12 protein-coding genes are annotated in these 15,738 nt (G+C 61.2%); 3 read left to right on the top strand and 9 right to left on the bottom strand.

The window, feature by feature from the left end:
- Positions 1-2 precede the first annotated feature (2 nt).
- Positions 3-3,068, top strand: coding sequence for an efflux RND transporter permease subunit (locus ACZRN6_RS10480; RefSeq protein WP_322143518.1), 3,066 nt, complete (start codon positions 3-5; stop codon positions 3,066-3,068).
- Between the two features lie 513 nt (positions 3,069-3,581).
- On the opposite strand, the gene ACZRN6_RS10475 is transcribed toward ACZRN6_RS10480, so the two are convergent.
- From ACZRN6_RS10475 to plsB, 3 genes are read right to left on the bottom strand one after another with little or no spacing between them, the layout of a single operon-like run.
- Entirely contained in the window at positions 3,582-4,271 is a 690-nt protein-coding gene (locus ACZRN6_RS10475) for a DUF4197 domain-containing protein (RefSeq protein WP_464007900.1), read from the bottom strand.
- Positions 4,272-4,299: 28 nt separating this feature from the next.
- Positions 4,300-4,701 (bottom strand): YbaY family lipoprotein, encoded by a 402-nt coding sequence (locus tag ACZRN6_RS10470; RefSeq protein WP_464007899.1) that lies wholly within the window; start codon positions 4,699-4,701, stop codon positions 4,300-4,302.
- 51 nt (positions 4,702-4,752) lie between these two features.
- Positions 4,753-7,254 carry a glycerol-3-phosphate 1-O-acyltransferase PlsB gene (gene plsB / locus ACZRN6_RS10465; protein WP_464007898.1) on the bottom strand — a complete coding sequence of 834 codons (2,502 nt, stop codon included), beginning with the start codon at positions 7,252-7,254 and terminating at the stop codon, positions 4,753-4,755.
- 196 nt (positions 7,255-7,450) lie between these two features.
- Between plsB and ACZRN6_RS10460 the strand changes: the two genes are divergently transcribed.
- Positions 7,451-7,660, top strand: coding sequence for a cold-shock protein (locus tag ACZRN6_RS10460; RefSeq protein ID WP_032891681.1), 210 nt, complete (start codon positions 7,451-7,453; stop codon positions 7,658-7,660).
- A 172-nt stretch (positions 7,661-7,832) separates the two neighbouring features.
- Here the strand turns inward: ACZRN6_RS10460 and ACZRN6_RS10455 are convergent, their stop codons facing one another.
- The 4 genes from ACZRN6_RS10455 to ACZRN6_RS10440 form a co-directional block, all read right to left on the bottom strand.
- On the bottom strand, positions 7,833-8,210 hold the full coding sequence (locus ACZRN6_RS10455; RefSeq protein ID WP_464007897.1) for a hypothetical protein: 378 nt from the start codon (positions 8,208-8,210) through the stop codon (positions 7,833-7,835).
- A gap of 78 nt (positions 8,211-8,288) precedes the next feature.
- On the bottom strand, positions 8,289-9,098 hold the full coding sequence (locus ACZRN6_RS10450) for a putative RNA methyltransferase (protein WP_464007896.1): 810 nt from the start codon (positions 9,096-9,098) through the stop codon (positions 8,289-8,291).
- Positions 9,098-10,249, bottom strand: a complete 1,152-nt coding sequence (dapE, locus tag ACZRN6_RS10445; RefSeq protein ID WP_464007895.1) for a succinyl-diaminopimelate desuccinylase — start codon at positions 10,247-10,249, stop codon at positions 9,098-9,100. The genes ACZRN6_RS10450 and dapE overlap by 1 nt, the downstream gene beginning before the upstream one ends.
- 91 nt (positions 10,250-10,340) lie before the next feature.
- A complete protein-coding gene (locus tag ACZRN6_RS10440; protein WP_464007894.1) occupies positions 10,341-12,932 on the bottom strand; it encodes a glycosyltransferase in 2,592 nt (863 codons plus the stop codon).
- Positions 12,933-13,150: 218 nt separating this feature from the next.
- Here ACZRN6_RS10440 and tcdA point away from each other — a divergent pair, with 218 nt between their 5' ends.
- Positions 13,151-13,960, top strand: coding sequence for a tRNA cyclic N6-threonylcarbamoyladenosine(37) synthase TcdA (gene tcdA, locus ACZRN6_RS10435; protein ID WP_177048605.1), 810 nt, complete (start codon positions 13,151-13,153; stop codon positions 13,958-13,960).
- A gap of 119 nt (positions 13,961-14,079) precedes the next feature.
- On the opposite strand, the gene ACZRN6_RS10430 is transcribed toward tcdA, so the two are convergent.
- On the bottom strand, positions 14,080-14,490 hold the full coding sequence (locus ACZRN6_RS10430; protein ID WP_322143526.1) for a SufE family protein: 411 nt from the start codon (positions 14,488-14,490) through the stop codon (positions 14,080-14,082).
- Positions 14,487-15,692 (bottom strand): aminotransferase class V-fold PLP-dependent enzyme, encoded by a 1,206-nt coding sequence (locus tag ACZRN6_RS10425; RefSeq protein ID WP_464007893.1) that lies wholly within the window; start codon positions 15,690-15,692, stop codon positions 14,487-14,489. Before ACZRN6_RS10425 ends, ACZRN6_RS10430 begins: the two co-directional genes overlap by 4 nt.
- Positions 15,693-15,738: the final 46 nt, after the last annotated feature.

Below are 15,738 nucleotides of genomic sequence, written 5' to 3'. Positions count from 1 at the left end.
CGATGGGTTTCAATCTTTCCGAATGGGCGTTGCGTAATCGCCAGATCGTACTGTTCCTGATGATCCTGCTGGCAGTGGTTGGCACCTTGTCCTACACCAAGCTGGGACAAAGCGAAGACCCGCCGTTTACCTTCAAGGCCATGGTGATCAAAACCAACTGGCCGGGGGCGACCGCCCAGGAAGTCTCGCGCCAGGTTACCGAGCGTATTGAAAAAAAACTGATGGAGACCGGTGACTACGAGCGCATCGTGTCCTTCTCGCGCCCCGGCGAATCCCAGGTCACCTTCATGGCCCGGGACTCGATGCATTCCGCGCAGATCCCGGACCTCTGGTATCAGGTACGCAAGAAGATCAGCGATATCCGCCAGACCTTGCCACCGGATATCCAGGGCCCGTTTTTCAACGATGAATTCGGCACCACCTTCGGCAATATCTACGCCCTGACCGGCGACGGCTTTGACTACGCGGTGCTCAAGGACTATGCCGATCGCATCCAGATCCAGCTGCAACGGGTACCGGATGTGGGCAAGGTCGAACTGCTGGGGCTGCAGGACGAAAAAATCTGGATCGAGCTGTCCAACCTCAAGCTCGCCACCCTTGGCTTGCCGTTGGCAGCGGTGCAGCAGGCGCTGCAAGAACAAAACGCAGTGTCTACCGCAGGCTTCTTTGAAACCCCGAGCGAGCGCGTGCAGTTAAGGGTTTCCGGCAACTTCAAGACGGTTAAAGAGATTCGCGATTTCCCGATTCGCGTCGGTGATCGCACGTTCCGTATCGGTGACGTGGCCGAGATTCATCGCGGCTTCAACGATCCACCGGCGCCGCGCATGCGTTACATGGGCGACGATGCCATCGGCCTGGCCGTGGCCATGCGCGATGGCGGCGACATCCTGGTACTGGGCAAGGCCCTGGAAAGCGAATTCGCACGTCTGCAGAAGAACCTTCCTGCCGGCATGCAGCTGCGCAAAGTATCGGACCAACCAGCAGCGGTAAAAACCAGTGTCGGCGAATTCGTCCAGGTACTGGCCGAGGCCCTTGCGATTGTGTTGCTGGTGAGCTTTTTCTCACTGGGCGTGCGTACTGGCATGGTGGTCGCCCTGGCGATTCCGCTGGTGTTGGCCATGACCTTCGCCACCATGTACTACCTCGGCATCGGCCTGCACAAAATTTCCCTTGGCGCGTTGGTGCTCGCGCTCGGCTTGCTGGTAGACGACGCGATCATTGCCGTGGAAATGATGGCGATCAAAATGGAGCAGGGTTACGACCGCCTCAAGGCCGCCAGCTTCGCCTGGACCAGCACCGCGTTCCCGATGCTCACCGGCACGCTGATCACGGCGGCAGGCTTCCTGCCGATTGCCACGGCGCAATCGAGCACTGGCGAATACACCCGTTCGATCTTCCAGGTGGTGACCATCGCGCTGCTGGCCTCCTGGGTCGCGGCGGTGGTGTTCGTGCCGTACCTGGGGGAAAAACTCCTGCCGGACCTGGCGAAGATTCATGCGGCCAAGCATGGCCCCGACGGGCCGGATCCCTACGGCACGCCGTTCTATCAGCGCGTAAGACGTCTGGTGGAATGGTGCGTGCGTCGGCGCAAGACGGTAATTGTGCTGACGCTGCTGTTGTTTATCGGCTCGGTGGCACTGTTCCGCTTTGTGCCCCAGCAATTCTTCCCGGCTTCCGGGCGACTGGAACTGATGGTCGACCTGAAGCTGGCAGAAGGCGCGTCCCTGAGCAACACCGCAGACCAGGTCAAACGCCTGGAAGCGTTGCTCAAGGAACATGCGGGCATAGAAAACTACGTGGCGTATGTGGGGACGGGCTCGCCACGGTTTTACCTGCCGCTGGACCAGCAACTGCCCGCCGCCAGCTTCGCCCAATTTGTGGTGCTGGCCAAGACCATCGAGGAGCGTGAAAGCCTGCGCACCTGGCTGATCGAAACCCTTAACGAACAGTTCCCGGACTTGCGCTCGCGGGTCACGCGCCTTGAAAACGGGCCGCCGGTTGGTTACCCGGTGCAGTTCCGGGTGACGGGCGAGCACATCGAAGAAGTCCGCGCCCTGGCGCGCAAAGTGGCGGCCAGGGTTCGTGAAAATACCCACGTGGTCAATGTGCACCTGGACTGGGAAGAACCGAGCAAGGTCGTCTACCTCAACGTTGACCAGGACCGCGCCCGCGCCCTTGGTGTGAGCACCGCCAACCTGTCGAAATTCCTCCAGAGCTCCCTGACCGGTTCCAGCGTCAGCCAATACCGCGAGGACAACGAGTTGATCGAAATCCTGCTGCGCGGCACGGTGCATGAACGCACCGAGTTATCGCTGCTGCCAAGCCTGGCAGTGCCGACCGATAACGGCAAAAGCGTGGCGCTGTCGCAGATCGCGACCCTGGAGTACGGCTTTGAAGAGGGCATTATCTGGCACCGTAATCGCCTGCCGACCGTGACCGTGCGCGCCGATATCTACGGCAAGGAACAACCTGCAACCCTGGTGGAGCAGATCCTGCCGACCCTGGAAGGCGTGCGTGCCGAACTGCCGGACGGTTACCTGCTGGAAGTCGGCGGCACCGTAGAAGACTCCGCGCGTGGACAAAATTCGGTGAAGGCCGGTGTGCCGCTGTTTATCGTGGTAGTGCTGACGTTACTGATGCTGCAACTGCGCAGTTTCTCACGCACGGCGATGGTCTTTCTTACAGCACCATTGGGGTTGATCGGGGTGACGCTGTTCTTGCTGGTGTTCCGCCAACCCTTTGGGTTCGTGGCAATGCTGGGGACCATCGCGCTGTCGGGGATGATCATGCGCAACTCGGTGATCCTGGTGGACCAGATCGAGCAGGACATCAAGGCCGGGTTGGCGCCGTGGCAGGCGATTATCGAGGCCACGGTGCGGCGCTTCCGGCCGATTGTGTTGACGGCGCTGGCGGCGGTATTGGCGATGATCCCGTTGTCACGCAGTGTGTTCTTCGGGCCGATGGCCGTGGCCATCATGGGCGGCTTGATTGTGGCGACGGCGCTGACGCTGTTGTTCCTGCCAGCGTTGTATGCAGCGTGGTTCCGGGTCAGGAAGGACGCGGCTTAACATGTGGATGCAAACGGCTTGCTTCCATTGGGAACGTTTGCAGGTATCACTCCACTCAGATTTGCCTGATTGACAGGCAAGGTGTCTGCACGATCGTCGTGCTGACACATCAATAATGAGTTCATGGAGTGTCATATGTTTATTTTGTCTGCCCTGGCGGCTTTTAAAGGCGCGGTCCTGGGATCGCTGTTAAGTCATTTCTTGCCCGGCGCCAATAAAGAAGTGGGTCCAGGACGGCCGCGCAAGCCTGGACATGGACATGGGTATGGGCATGGCCGGCCTGGCTTCGGTGAGGGCTACCACCCCCGCCCGCCGATGAGGCCTGCGCTACGTTCCCGACCCGGGTTTGCACCCATTCATCATTACGCCCCCGTGAGTGAGATCCACCCACCCTATGCTCACTTGCCGACGCCTTTTGCGCTAAGTCGATAAAGTACGTCTGAACCGTACGACTGGGTGAACTGAAAACGCCCTGAATCATTCAGGGCGTTTTTCATTGCGGCGGGAAGGCTTTTACAGGGCGCCGAACACTTTCTTCGCCAGGCTGGTGGCGGCGGCTGCCGGGTTCTTGCGAATGGTTTCTTCCTGCTGGGCGATCATCTTGAACAACCCGTCCAGTGCCTGCTCGGTCACGTAGCTTTCGACGTTGGCACTCTTGGCATCAATCGCACCAAACGTCGCCGCCTTGCCCGCGAGCGCATTGTACTGCTGGGCAACGCCGACCTTGTCGGTGGCCGCCTTGACGATCGGCAGGAACTTGGCCCGGATCTCGTCACGGCTGCTTTTGTTCAGGTACTGGGTGGCGGAGTCCTGGCCACCGGTGAGGATGCCCTTGGCGTCGGTCACGCTCATGTTTTTCACGGCATTTACCAGGATTGGCTGGGCCTGGGTCACGGCAGACTCTGCCGCCTTGTTCATGCTGGCTTCCAGTTGGTTGACCTGGTCACCCATGCCGAACATTTTCAATTTGTCGGCGACTTTGCCCAACTTGCCCGGCAGGCCGATCTTCACTTCGGGGTTGTTGCTGAAACCGCCGGGCACGCCCAGTTGTTTCACGGCAATCTGTGCGCCTTGAGTCAGTGCGTCCTTGAGGCCACCGCTGGCGTCACCCTGGGACAGGCTGCCGAGGGACAGGGCCATGGCGTTGGCGCCGAGCAGCAGGCCGGCGCACAGGGCAGTGAGGCGAAGGGAGTTATGGAGCATGGGTGCGTCCTTATGTTCGATTTTTTAATCAGTGTGCAACCGCATCCACGCGTACGCGCAGCGGTTTGGGATCCTGGCCGTTCAACTGCACGGAGTGCCGTTCGGTGGTGATGAACAGTAGCTTGCCATCCAGTTCGATGCGAGCACTCACCGAGTAGCTGTGGCCGGGCTTGACCTGGGCCGGGTCATAGCTGAGGTGGAAAGGCAGCGGCACCTGGCCGTTGACCGGGCCTTTCTGCTTGGCCAGGGTCACGGCCGGGGCGTCCATCAAGGACACATCCTGCAGGGTCACACTCAAGGTGGCGGCGGGCGGCAGGGCGCTGCGTTGCAGGTAAAAGACTTCGCCATCAAGGCTGGCTTTGGGCGCGGGGCTCATGCTCTGGCAGGCTCCCAAGAGGGCGGTAAGGCCCAGGAGGATGATTTTTTTCACGGTACAACTCCTTGTCAGCGGCGCCAGAAACACCCTGGCGCCTGGGTCACTCTAGTGTGTTTCTTCGGCAACAGGCGTGTCTGCCGCATCGTCGCTGCGATGCAGGGCCACCTGGCGAATTGACAGGCGAATGTCCGCCGGCAACACGCGCTTGGCCGCGCCCTCGGCCAGCTCACCCAGCAGCGGGTGATAGCTCAGCTTGCCGGCCTCGTCGCGGCGCAGCACATCTTGCTCCAGTAACGTCTGGATAAAATGTCGGAAAAGGCTCTTGTCGAAGAACTCCGGGGCGTTCAGGCCGTGCAGGATCGACAGGCGCTGGGCCATGACCGTGCACAGGTCTTCCAGCTCTTCGGCGCTGATGCTGTTCTGGCCGCTGTTGAGCAGCAGCGAGATGGCCATGTAGAAACGTTGCAGGGTCTGGGCGATGCTTTTGGACAGCAGCGTCAGCAGTACAAAGTGCCGCGAACTCGGGGCCGGGCGCAGGTACACCGCGTTCTCGAAGCGCAGCAGGCCTTGTTCGACGAAGGCTTGCAGCCACTGGTCGACCACCGCGTCCAGCTCGTCCAACGACCAGCGGATAAACAGCTCCGATTGCAGGTACGGATAGAGTGCGCGGGTGTAGCGCAGGATCTGCTCGCGGCTCATCCGCGAGCTGCTCTGGAAGAAACTCGCCAGCAGCGCCGGCAGGGCGAAGATGTGCAGCACGTTGTTGCGGTAGTAGGTCATCAGGACAGCGTTTTGCTCGTCCAGATACAGAATTTTGCCCAAGGCATCACTCTGTTCCGACAGCAGGTCCATGTCCTTGACGTGCTTGATCAGCGCCTGGCCATCACCTTCGGGTAACGTGGTGTGGGGCGAGTAGGGCACTTTGCGCAGCAGCGCCAGATACAGATCAAGCTGGCGTGCCATGGCCTGTTCGTCCAGGGCCAGTCGGGTGGTGGACAGCAGTGCCAGGGCCACCAGGTTCACCGGGTTGATCGCCGCCGCTTCGTTCAAGTGTTGCGCCACCCGCTCGCCGAGGCGGTTGGTGGTTTCGTTGAGCCATGCCGGCTTGTAGTTCGGGCCCAGCTCCTGGGAGCGCCAGTCGGGCTGCTCGCTGTCGAGGAATTCAGCCAGCTTGATCGGTTCGCCGAAGTTCACGGCGACCTGGCCAAATCGCTGCTTGAGGGCGCCGATCACTTTGAAAATATCGAAAATCGACTCTTTTTTCTTGCTCGCACCGCGCAGCTCGCCCAGGTAAGTGCGGCCTTCGAGCACCCGCTCATAGCCGATGTACACCGGCACAAACACGATAGGCATGCGTGAGGAGCGCAGAAAACTGCGCAGGGTAATCGCCAGCATCCCGGTCTTCGGTTGCAGCATGCGGCCGGTGCGCGAACGCCCGCCTTCGACGAAATACTCCACCGGGAAACCCTTGGTGAACAGGGTGTGCAGGTATTCGTTGAACACCGAGGTGTACAGCGGGTTGCCCTTGAAGGTGCGGCGCATGAAAAACGCCCCGCCACGGCGCAACAGGCTGCCGATCACCGGCATGTTCAGGTTGATCCCGGCGGCGATGTGCGGCGGGGTCAGGCCATTCTTGAACAGCAGGTAAGACAGCAGCAGGTAGTCGATATGGCTGCGATGGCACGGCACATAGATCACCTCGTAACCCTGGGCGACCTTTTGCACGCCCTCGATGTTATTGACCTTGATGCCATCGTAGATCTTGTTCCAGAACCAGCTCAGTACCACTTCCAGGAAGCGGATAGCGGTGTAGGTGTAGTCGGAGGCGATCTCGTTGCCATAGCGCAAGGCTTGGGCCTTGGCTTTTTCGGGGGTGATTTTCTCGCGTTCGGCTTCGTCCAGGATCGCCTGGCGCACCAGTGGCATGTTGACCAGGCCTTTGACCAGGTTGCGCCGGTGGGACAGGTCGGGGCCGATCACGGCGGTCTTCAGGTTGCGAAAGTGCACCCGCAGGATGCGTTGGGCCATGCGCACGGTGCGTTCGTGGCCTTTATTGTGCTCGATCAATTCACGCAGGTTGATAGGCGCAGAGAATTGCACCCGGGTCTTGCGGCCCAGGATCAGGATGCTCAACAGCCGACGCAGGCGCCCGGTTACGGCCCAGCTGTCGGCGAACAACAGCTTCCAGGGGCTGGACTCGCTGTCGGGCGACTGGCCCCAGAACACGCTGACTGGAATGATCTGTGCATTCTCTTCGGCGTGTTCGGTGAGCACGTCCACCAGTCGGGTGAGGGTGGGCGGTGCGCCGCGCTTGTCCTGGCGGCCGAGCCAGTCGGGGTCGGGCGTCAGGTAGAAGAAGGCCGCCGGCTCCATCAACGGGCCCACCGATACCGGCAGTACCGGGCGGGGCAGGCCGGCCTTGGTACATTCGGTATCAACCACCGCCAATTCGGTGAGGGACGGGGATTGCAAGACGTAAAACACCGGACGGCTGCGGTCGAGGTTCAGGGTAAGGGACGACTGGTTGATCGTCTCTGAGCGAACCCAGAGGTACAACAGCCGGCGCAAGGTGCCAAATACCAGACGGCGAAAGGGAGAACGGGTCATAGGCTTGCTGCTTTGAGTTGGGAAAAAAGCCGGGCAGGTGCTCGGGGCGCTAGTGTGCAGTATTAGTCGAAAATCGGCAAAAAAGCGGCGAAGTAATCTTGAGTTGAAGCTTTTGGAGCGTGTCTTATACTCGGCAGTTCAACTGCGACGACTCAACAATAAACGTACTTATAAAAAGCAAGTGGGAGCAAAACAGATGGCAACGCGCGAGACCGGCAATGTGAAGTGGTTCAACGACGCCAAGGGCTATGGCTTTATCCAGCGAGAAGACGGCAAGGACGTGTTTGTGCACTACCGCGCCATTCGCGGTGACGGCCATCGTTCGTTGGCTGAAGGCCAGCAGGTGGAATACGCCGTGGTGACGGGCGAGAAGGGTTTGCAGGCTGAGGATGTGGTGGGTCTGTAACCCGATAGGCACAACACACCTTTAAATGTGGGAGCCCGGCCGAATGTGGGAGCCGGGCTTGCCCGCGATAGCATCGCCGCGGTTTGGCTGAATGACCGAGGTGCGCCCATCGCAGGCAAGCCAGCTCCCACATTTGATTGGGTGTGCACATTGAGGCCTTGTTGGCCTGGCTTTATGTGGTTCTCCAGGTGATCTGCTCTTCGCCGTCTGCGCTGATACGAACCCAGGTATCGGCGCTTTCTTCACCTTCTTCCTCAACCCAGCTACCCGGCGCGCAACGCACTTCGACGTTCAGCGCGGCAAAGGCTGCGCGGGCGCAGGCGATGTCGTCTTCCCATGGGGTCTGGTCGCTTTCCAGGTACAGGCTGTTCCATTTGCCTACGGCTTTGGGCAACCAGGTAACCGGCACGCTGCCGGCGGTGCACTTGTAGGTCTGGCCGCGCTGGACCCAATCGGTGCACGCGCCCAGGGCAGCGCCCAGCCAGGCGGCGATAGCCTTGTGGTCGACGTCGGCGTCCTTGAGGTAAATCTCGATATCAGGTTGGCGCATGGATGTTCCTCATTGCGGGATTTTGAAAATCCATTCGCGGGTTCAGCGCAGGCCCCAAGAGGCCCGCAAAATAATAGGTTATTGAAGCACGAAATAGTCGTAGCGCATCGACACAGTGACCAGCAGCGGTTCGGCGGCCTCGATCACCTGCGCGCGGCGCTCGGCACTGGCGCGCCAGCCGTGGGGTGTCATCGCCAGCAGGTTGGCGCGATCCTTTGGGTCGGCCAGGCTGAGTTTGAATTCCAGGGTTTCGCTGTGCTGCAGGCTCATGCCGTCCGGCACCAGCGCCAGGTGCTTGTCGTCGGTGTACTCGCGCACTTCGTCGTACAAGCGCTCGCGCAGTTCCATCAGGTGACCGCGGGTGGGGCCGACCTTCATCAAGCCGCCGCCCGGGTTGAGCAGGCGCTTGGCCTCCAGCCAGTCGAGCGGGCTGAAGACGCTGGCAAGGAACTGGCAACTGGCATCGGCCAATGGCACCCGGGCCATACTGGCGATCAACCAGGTCACGGTGGGGTTGCGCTTGCACGCGCGCTTGACCGCTTCTTTGGAAATATCCAGCGCATAGCCATCGGCGCGCAGCAGGGCGTCGGCGATCTGCGCGGTGTAGTAACCCTCGCCACAACCGATGTCGACCCAGCGTTGGGGTTTGCGCTCTGCGGCCAGTTCGGCCAGGCGCTTGGCCACTGGGGCGTAATGCCCGGCGTTGAGGAAGTCGCGGCGCGCCTCCACCATCGCCAGGTTATCGCCCGGGTCGCGGCTGTTCTTGTGCTGCACCGGCAACAGGTTCAGGTAACCCTGGCGTGCACGATCGAAACGATGCCCGACCGGGCAGGCCACGCCGTTGTCCACCTCGTGTAGCGGTGCGCTGCAAATGGGGCAAGCAAGCATCAGGCGAGCAACTTGATCAGGGTCTGGTAGTAGATTTCGGTCAGCACATCGAGGTCGCTGGCGAGGATGCGCTCGTTGACCTGATGGATTGTTGCGTTGACCGGGCCCAGCTCTACCACCTGGGTGCCGAGGGTGGCGATGAAGCGCCCGTCAGAGGTGCCGCCGCTGGTGGATGCCTTGGTCTGGCGGCCGGTGACGGCCATGATGCTGGCGGAGACGGCATCAAGCAATGCACCCGGTTCGGTGAGGAACGGCAGGCCCGACAGCGCCCACTCCACATGCCAGTCCAAGCCATGTTTGTCGAGAATCGCCGCGACCCGCTGCTGCAGGCCTTCGACGGTAGACTCGGTAGAGAAACGGAAGTTGAACACCGCCGTCAGGTCACCCGGGATCACGTTGGTGGCGCCGGTGCCGGAATTGAGGTTGGAGATCTGGAAGCTGGTCGGCGGGAAGAAGCTGTTGCCGTCGTCCCAATGCTCGGCGGCAAGTTCCGTCAGGGCCGGAGCGGCCAGGTGGATCGGGTTCTTCGCCAGGTGCGGGTAGGCCACGTGGCCTTGCACGCCGCGCACGGTCAGGGTGGCGCCGAGGGAGCCACGACGGCCGTTCTTGACCACGTCGCCCACCAGCGTGGTGCTCGACGGTTCGCCGACGATGCACCAGTCGAGGCGCTCCTTGCGGGCCGCCAGGCGTTCGATCACGGCCTTGGTGCCGTGGTGCGCCGGGCCTTCTTCATCACTGGTGATCAGGAAGGCCACCGAACCCTTGTGGTCCGGGTAGTCGGTCACGAAGCGCTCGGAGGCGACCAACATAGCGGCCAGGCTGCCTTTCATGTCTGCTGCGCCACGGCCGCAGAGCATGCCGTTTTCGTCGATCAGCGCGTCGAACGGGTCGTTCTGCCAAGCCTTGACCGGGCCGGTCGGCACCACGTCGGTGTGGCCGGCGAAGCACAGTACCGGGCCTTCGTGTTTACCGTGGGTGGCCCAGAAGTTATCCACATCCTCGATACGCATCGGCTCAAGCGCAAAACCGGCGTCGCCCAGGCGCTGCATCATCAGCTTCTGGCAATCGGCGTCGATTGGCGTCACCGACGGGCGACGGATCAGGTCGATAGCGAGTTGGAGGGTCGGCGAAAGGTCGGCGTTGGCCGTCATGTAAAAACTCCAGTGCAGGGCGCGCAAAATGGCCGTTATCTTATAGCAAAACGGCGGCCAGAGGCCGCCGTTTAGTGCATTGCGCAGGATTTTAAGCGGTGGTCACAGGCTCTTGCGCCGGGGCCGGTTTCGGCAACGACGACAGGAACGCCATGATCAGCGCCGCCACATACGGCAGCGACTGCACCAGCAACATCACCACCCAGAAGCGCATGTCATTACTCGGCAGGCCCTGCACCAGGTAAATCCCCAGTGCCGCGCCCCACAACAGCAGCATGATGAACATCTCTTCCCGGGCTTCGGAAATTGCCACCCAGAAACCGTGGTTATCGGCGTTCTTCGGTGTACGAAAGAACGGAATGCTGGTGGTGAAGAAGCCGTACAGCACCGCCTTGGCGATGGTGTGCGACAACGCCAGCCCGGCCAGTGCCGCGCAGAACGCATCTTTCAGGTTCACACCTACCGCACGACGGTAGAGGAAGATGATCTTGCCGACCTTGAACACGAACAACGCCAGGGGCGGGATCGCGAAAATCAGCAGCGGCGGGTCAACCCGCGTCGGCACGATAATCATCGCCGCCGACCACAACAGGGCGCCCACGGTGAAGAAGATGTTCATGCCATCCGCCACCCACGGCAACCAGCCCGCCAGGAAGTGGTAGCGCTGGCCACGGGTCAGCTCGGTGTCCTTGCCGCGCAACAGGCTTGCGGTGTGACGCTTGATGATCTGAATCGCGCCATAGGCCCAGCGGAAACGCTGTTTCTTGAAGTCGATAAAGGTATCGGGCATCAGGCCCTTGCCGTAGCTGTCGTGGTAGTACGCCGCCGACAGGCCTTTTTCGAATACCCGCAGGCCCAGCTCGGCATCTTCACAGATACACCAGTCAGCCCAACCCAACTCCTCCAGGACCGAGCGGCGGGTCATGGTCATGGTGCCGTGCTGGATGATCGCGTCACGGTCGTTGCGGGTGACCATGCCGATATGGAAGAAGCCTTTGTATTCCGCGTAGCAGAGCTTCTTGAAGGTGCTTTCGTTCTGGTCGCGATAATCCTGTGGCGACTGCACCACGGCGATTTTCGGGTCGGCGAAGTGCGGCACCATGTGTTTGAGCCAATTGGGCGACACGCAGTAGTCGGAGTCGATCACCGCGATCACTTCGGCATCCTTGGCGGTATGCGGGATCAGGTAGTTCAGCGCGCCGCCCTTGAAACCGGCCAGGGGCGCGACATGGAAGAACTTGAAGCGCGGGCCCAGAGTTTCGCAGTAGTCGCGCACCGGTTCCCACACGGCCGGGTCCTGGGTGTTGTTGTCGATGATCAGGACTTCGTAGTCCGGATAGTCGAGGGCGGCCAGGGCATCGAGAGTCTGTTTGACCATCTCCGGCGGCTCGTTGTAGCACGGCACGTGGATCGAGACTTTCGGGCGGTAGTCCGAATCCCCTTCAACCGGCAGGAATTCACGCCGGCGCTTGTGGGTCCAGACCGCTTCCGCCAGTTCGTGGGCCTCGGTCAGCAACACGATAAACACGCCCAGGGCGCCGAGTGCCAGCAGGAAACCCACGGTTAAACTGAACCAGGTGCTGTATTGCTGGCTGTAGTCGTAGCCGATCCACACCAATACCGAACCGCACAGGAACGCGATAAAGGTCAGGAACGTACGGCCACGCTGGCGCAGGGCCGAACCGTCGATCATCAGCAAGGTCAGCGACAGCAGCGCCAGCACCACCGAGCCGATCGCCAGTACGCGCCATTGCGGAATCGCCACCACTGGGCCATCAAAATTGAATTTCTGCTGGCGCGCGGCGTTGAACACGCCCCAATAGGCGCCTACAGAGCCTTCATCGCTGGCTTTCCACGGCTGGTCAAACGCTTCGATCACGAAGTAGTTGTAGCCCTGGCGGTTCAGCGTGTTAACCAGTGTGCGCAGGTAAATCGCCTGATCGGCGGGGGAGGCGTCAGCACCGCCACGCATCCGGCCGTTGCTCGGCCAGCCAACTTCCGACAGCAGCAGCGGCTTTTTCGGGAAGGTCTTCTTCAGGTCCCGGGCGCGGTCGAGGACGAACTGGCCGGCCTTGTCCACCGGGATATGTTCCCAGTACGGCAGGATGTGCGCGGCGATCAGGTCGACGTGCTTGGCCAGTTGCGGGTTGTGTTCCCAGATGTGCCATTGCTCGGAGGTGGTCACGGGCACCTTGACGGCGGCCCGTACCCGGTCCAGCAGCACGATCAGCGCTTCGGGGGTGATTTCTTCACGGAACAGCGCTTCGTTGCCCACCACCACACGCACAACGCTGCGCGAGCTGTTGGCGATTTCGATGGCGCGCTGGATCTCGCGCTCGTTGCGCTCAAGGTCCGGGCTGATCCAGATCCCCAGCGTCACCCGCAAACCGAACTCTTCCGCCAGCTTGGGGATATCCCCCAGGGTGCCGTCGACCGAGTAGGTACGGATGTTGTCCGTCAGCTTGCTCATGATCGCAAGGTCCTGACGCATCTGATCGTCGGTCGGATACTGGTCTTTCTGTGGGTACTGGCCTTGCTGGAACGGCGAGTAGGAAAAACCGGAGATCTGCTCGGGCCAGTTAGGGGCGTTGACCGGGCGGTTGATCAGCGCCCAGAAGCCGGTGAACAGCGCGGCAATTGCCAGCACTACCACCAGGTTGAGTCCAAATTTACGCGATGACATGGCTATTTCGGGTTCCAAAAGGTGTGGAACGAAAAGAGGTGTCGGCCTGCGCCGAACGGCGCGCATCCTACACCGGCCTTTCACTGACCGTACAGCAAGCCGAGAAAAACCGGACATTGGGCAGCGAAAGTTCACCTAAGTTCTTTACTTGTAGCTGGATGCGTCGAACTTGTCGCGGCAACGCCCTATAATGCGCGCCGGTTTTTGGGGTAATGGTCATGAGTACAGAAGATCCACGGTTTGCCGGCGTCGCCCGCTTGTATGGCATTGAAGGCCTGGAACGCCTGAAGGCGGCCCACGTGGCCATCGTCGGCGTGGGCGGTGTGGGCTCGTGGGCGGCGGAAGCGATCGCCCGCTGCGGTGTGGGCGAGATTTCGCTGTTTGACCTGGATGATGTCTGCGTGAGCAACAGCAACCGCCAGTTGCATGCGCTGGACAGCACGGTGGGCAAGGCCAAGGTAGAGGTGATGGCCGAGCGCCTGAAGGGCATCAACCCGGACTGCACCGTGCATGCGGTGGCTGATTTCGTCACCCGCGAAACCATGGCCGAGTACATCACGCCGAACATTGATTGCGTGATCGACTGCATCGACAGCGTGAACGCCAAGGCTGCGCTGATCGCCTGGTGCAAGCGGCGCAAGATCCAGATCATCACCACCGGCGGCGCGGGTGGGCAGATTGATCCGACGTTGATCCAGGTGTGTGATTTGAACCGTACGTTTAATGACCCGCTGGCGTCGAAAGTGCGCTCCACGTTGCGCCGTGACTATGGCTTCTCGCGCACCGTGACCCGTCATTACAGCGTGCCCTGCGTGTTCTCCACCGAACAGCTGCGTTATCCGAAGCCGGACGGCAGCATCTGTTTGCAGAAGAGTTTTGTCGGTGATGGCGTGAAGCTGGACTGCGCCGGCGGGTTTGGCGCGGTGATGATGGTCACCGCGACGTTCGGCATGGTGGCGGCGACCAAGGCGGTGGACAAGATTGTGGCCGGGGTGCGCCGGCCTTCGGATCGAGTCAAGGCGCCTTAGCTCTCAACCCTGAATGAAGATCAAAATGTGGGAGCTGGCTTGCCTGCGATAGCGGCCTGTCAGTTACTGCAGTTGTTACTGATACACCGCCATCGCAGGCAAGCCAGCTCCCACAGGGGTTATGTGTTGAACCTCAATTCCCGCATCCGCTGCAGTACTGCATTCAAGCCATTGCTGCGCGACGGCGACAACTGGCGGGAAAGCCCCAGCTGATTGAACCAATCGGGTAGATCAACCGCCAGCAACTCTGCCGCAGACAAGCCGTTAACCCGCGCCAGCAACAACGCCACCAACCCGCGAATCAGCCGTGCATCGCTGCTGGCGGCAAACTGCCAATGGCCGTCCTGCAATCGCCCCACCAGCCACACCAGGCTTTCACAGCCCTGCACCAGGTTGGCCTCGACCTTGTCTTCACCCGGCAAGGCGGGCAACCGCTCGCCCCATTGCATCAACAGGCGGGCCCGTTGCTCCCAACTGCCGACTGCCTGAAACGCTTGCAGCGCGACGACTGCCTCGGTCGGCAAGCTCATCGCAACATATCCAGTGCCTGGTCCAGCGCTTCAAAAAAGCGCTCCAGGTCATCGGAATCGTTATACAGCGCCAGCGACACCCGAATCGCACCCGAGAGCCCCATCTGCTTGAGCAGCGGCATTGCACAATGATGGCCTGCGCGTACGGCGATCCCTTGTTCCGTGAGCAAGTGGGCGAGGTCGGCGTTGTGCACGCCGTCCACCACGAAACTGGCCAAGGCTACGTGCGGCGAACCGAGCAGGCGCAAGCCCTTGCGCGCCTGCAAGCCACGCAACAGGTAGTCGTGCAGCGCGGCTTCGTGTGCCATTACCGCTTGCTGGTCGAGGGAACTCAGGTAATCCAGGGTTGCGCCCAGGCCAATCACGCTGGCGATGGGCGGTGTTCCGGCTTCGAAGCCAAGGGGCGCGGGACGGAAGCTGGCGCTTTGATAATCAGCGTGCTGCACCATCTCGCCACCAAACTGCCAGTGGCGCAGGTGATGCAGGGCTTCAGTGCGGCCATACAGCACGCCGACGCCATCCGGCCCGTAGAGTTTGTGGCTGGAAAACACGTAGAAGTCGCAGCCCAGAGCCTGCATGTCATGGCGACCATGGACGATGCCCTGGGCGCCATCGACCACGGTCACTGCGTCATGCGCCTTGGCCAGCGCCAGTAACGGTGGCAACGGCTGCCAGGCGCCAAGCACGTTGGACAGTTGGCTGACCGCCAGCAGGCGGGTACGCGGGCCAATCAATTGGGCGGCGGTTTGCAGGTCGATCAAGCCGTCATCGTCAAGTGGCAAGACCACCAGCGTCAGCTCGCGGCGTTTAGCCAGTTGCTGCCATGGCAGCAGGTTGGCGTGGTGTTCCAGGGCGCTGATGACAATCTCGTCGCCCGGGTTGAATAGGTGCTCCAGGCCATAAGCCAGGAGGTTCAGCGCGGAAGTTGCGCCGTGGGTGAAGATGATTTGCCCGTGGTCGCCGACGTTCAGCCACTGCGCCACTTTACTGCGGCTGTCCTCAAACGCCTGGGTCGCATGGGCGCCCGGCAGATGCTGGGCACGGTGCACATTCGCTGCGCCATTGGCGTAGTAATGGCTGATGGCATCCAGCAGGGCTTGAGGTTTTTGCGTGGTGGCGGCGTTGTCCAGATAGGTCTGGTCTTGCCGTTGCAAAGTGGCGATGGCCGGGAAATCGGCGCGCCAGGGAGAGGGCACAAGCATGGTGATCAAGGCTCGTATAAACGGCCCGCACCCTGAAGGTGTGGGC

This window comes from Pseudomonas sp. A125 (genome assembly GCF_055409485.1).
The sequence above is the reverse complement of the archived record's forward strand: the minus strand, read 5'-3'. Positions and strand labels throughout refer to the sequence as shown.